Annotated in this window: 2 protein-coding genes; both read left to right on the top strand. The window is 36.6% G+C overall.

What is annotated here, in order from left to right:
• Positions 1 to 439 precede the first annotated feature (439 nt).
• The gene (msr(E), locus tag FTT94_RS16325; protein ID WP_000052512.1) at positions 440 to 1,915 is read left to right on the top strand and encodes an ABC-F type ribosomal protection protein Msr(E); all 1,476 of its coding nucleotides are present in this window, start codon (positions 440 to 442) and stop codon (positions 1,913 to 1,915) included.
• A gap of 55 nt (positions 1,916 to 1,970) precedes the next feature.
• A complete protein-coding gene (locus tag FTT94_RS16320) occupies positions 1,971 to 2,855 on the top strand; it encodes an Mph(E) family macrolide 2'-phosphotransferase (RefSeq protein ID WP_000155092.1) in 885 nt (294 codons plus the stop codon).
• Positions 2,856 to 2,988: the final 133 nt, after the last annotated feature.

Here is a 2,988-nt window from a genome sequence, read left to right as displayed (position 1 = left end):
GTGTATTATGTTAATTTTAGAAAATCTTCACTACTATTATTTTAAAATAAGCCTTATATCCAAGCATAAAACAAGGTTGTCTAGACTTCTTTTAACAGTAAAGTTATCATAAAACTGAATTTTATTTTTTAGGTAAGTTTATGCATTCTATCCGCATTCGTTAAGACACAACTATTTGCATAGTGACACTATTTTATAATGGTGGGCTTTTGTTGTGTCTTTAAGAATATATGCGGATATATAAAGTAAAAGTATGCTTAATTTATAAGTATGCTTTTAGTGCATAGTTTCCAGTTATAACTTAATTGACTAGCTATTTGTCCACCCTGTGGATGAATAGCTTTTTTTTTGGGAGGACACTGTGATGCTAGCTTTTGTTTTCACCTAAATCCTGTTTGCTGCATAAAAAATTTCAAGAGCTAAACAGGAGTAAATAAAAATGAGTTTAATTATTAAAGCGAGAAACATACGCTTGGATTATGCTGGGCGTGATGTTTTGGATATTGATGAATTGGAAATTCACTCTTATGACCGTATTGGTCTTGTGGGTGATAACGGAGCAGGAAAGAGTAGTTTACTCAAAGTACTTAATGGCGAAATTGTTTTAGCCGAAGCGACATTACAGCGTTTTGGTGATTTTGCACATATCAGCCAACTGGGCGGAATCGAAATAGAAACGGTCGAAGACCGGGCAATGTTATCTCGCCTTGGTGTTTCCAATGTACAAAACGACACAATGAGTGGCGGAGAGGAAACTCGTGCAAAAATTGCTGCCGCATTTTCCCAACAAGTACATGGCATTCTAGCGGATGAACCAACCAGCCACCTTGATCTCAATGGAATAGATCTACTTATTGGTCAACTTAAAGCATTTGATGGAGCATTACTTGTTATCAGTCATGACCGATATTTTCTTGATATGGTTGTAGACAAGATATGGGAGTTAAAAGACGGTAAAATTACGGAATATTGGGGTGGTTACTCGGATTACTTGCGTCAAAAAGAAGAAGAGCGACAACACCAAGCCGTAGAATATGAGCTGATGATGAAGGAACGGGAGCGATTAGAATCTGCTGTGCAAGAAAAACGCCAGCAAGCTAATCGATTAGACAATAAGAAAAAAGGAGAAAAATCCAAAAACTCTACCGAAAGTGCTGGACGACTTGGGCATGCAAAAATGACTGGCACCAAGCAAAGAAAACTGTATCAGGCAGCTAAGAGTATGGAAAAGCGTTTGGCTGCATTAGAAGATATTCAAGCACCAGAGCATTTGCGTTCTATTCGTTTTCGTCAAAGTTCAGCCCTAGAACTGCACAATAAGTTCCCGATTACGGCAGATGGTCTGAGCTTAAAATTTGGTAGCCGTACTATCTTTGATGACGCTAACTTTATAATACCGCTTGGCGCTAAAGTCGCTATAACTGGATCGAATGGAACAGGGAAAACGTCCTTGTTAAAAATGATATCAGAACGTGCTGATGGATTAACCATATCTCCAAAAGCTGAAATTGGCTACTTTACACAAACAGGATATAAATTTAACACGCATAAATCTGTGCTCTCCTTTATGCAGGAAGAGTGCGAGTACACAGTTGCGGAAATTCGTGCAGTATTGGCTTCAATGGGGATCGGAGCGAATGATATTCAAAAAAACTTATCCGACTTATCGGGAGGTGAAATCATCAAACTGCTTTTATCCAAAATGCTTTTAGGAAAATATAATATTTTGCTTATGGATGAACCAGGAAACTATCTTGACCTAAAAAGTATTGCCGCATTAGAAACAATGATGAAGTCCTATGCAGGAACTATTATCTTCGTATCTCATGACAAGCAATTGGTCGATAATATTGCTGACATTATCTACGAGATCAAAGACCACAAAATCATCAAGACTTTTGAGAGAGATTGTTAATGATAGCCAATCTAATCCGAACATTAATTATTGAACTCTTTAAAGGAAATTAAAAATGACAATTCAAGATATTCAATCACTTGCTGAAGCACACGGCTTGTTGCTTACGGACAAAATGAATTTCAATGAAATGGGCATTGATTTTAAGGTCGTTTTTGCTCTTGATACAAAGGGGCAACAATGGTTGCTGCGTATTCCTCGTCGTGATGGCATGAGGGAACAAATCAAGAAAGAAAAACGCATTTTAGAATTGGTAAAAAAACATCTTTCTGTAGAGGTTCCTGATTGGAGAATTTCATCTACAGAATTAGTGGCTTATCCCATACTTAAAGATAATCCTGTTTTAAATTTGGATGCTGAAACCTATGAAATAATTTGGAATATGGACAAAGATAGCCCGAAATACATAACATCTTTGGCAAAAACCTTATTTGAAATCCATAGTATTCCTGAAAAAGAAGTTCGGGAAAATGATTTGAAAATTATGAAACCTTCAGATTTAAGACCTGAAATAGCAAACAATTTGCAGTTAGTAAAATCTGAAATTGGTATAAGTGAGCAATTGGAAACCCGCTACAGAAAATGGTTGGATAATGATGTTCTATGGGCAGATTTCACCCAATTTATACATGGCGATTTATATGCTGGGCATGTACTAGCTTCAAAGGATGGAGCTGTTTCAGGCGTTATTGATTGGTCAACAGCCCATATAGATGACCCAGCGATTGATTTTGCTGGGCATGTAACTTTGTTTGGAGAAGAAAGCCTCAAAACTCTAATCATCGAGTATGAAAAACTAGGGGGTAAAGTTTGGAATAAACTATATGAACAGACTTTAGAAAGAGCAGCGGCCTCTCCTTTGATGTATGGTTTATTTGCCTTAGAAACTCAAAATGAAAGCCTTATCGTTGGAGCAAAAGCTCAGTTGGGAGTTATATAATTTAAAAATATGATTGCTGAGAACTGCCTTGTTTTGAAACTTGGTTGGCTTTAATTAGTTTTTAGTATTCTTTATAGAAAATGCCTCGATCAAGGGGCATTTCTAACAATCATTTAACATAAAATTTCTTATG

The organism is Acinetobacter sp. YH12027 (genome assembly GCF_013420085.1).
Classification (GTDB): domain Bacteria; phylum Pseudomonadota; class Gammaproteobacteria; order Pseudomonadales; family Moraxellaceae; genus Acinetobacter; species Acinetobacter amyesii.
The sequence above is the reverse complement of the archived record's forward strand: the minus strand, read 5'-3'. Positions and strand labels throughout refer to the sequence as shown.

Bases quoted from the DNA above. Each gene is read 5' to 3' on its own strand.
- FTT94_RS16320 (WP_000155092.1), top strand. From the start codon at position 1,971: ATGACAATTCAAGATATTCAATCACTTGCTGAAGCACACGGCTTGTTG.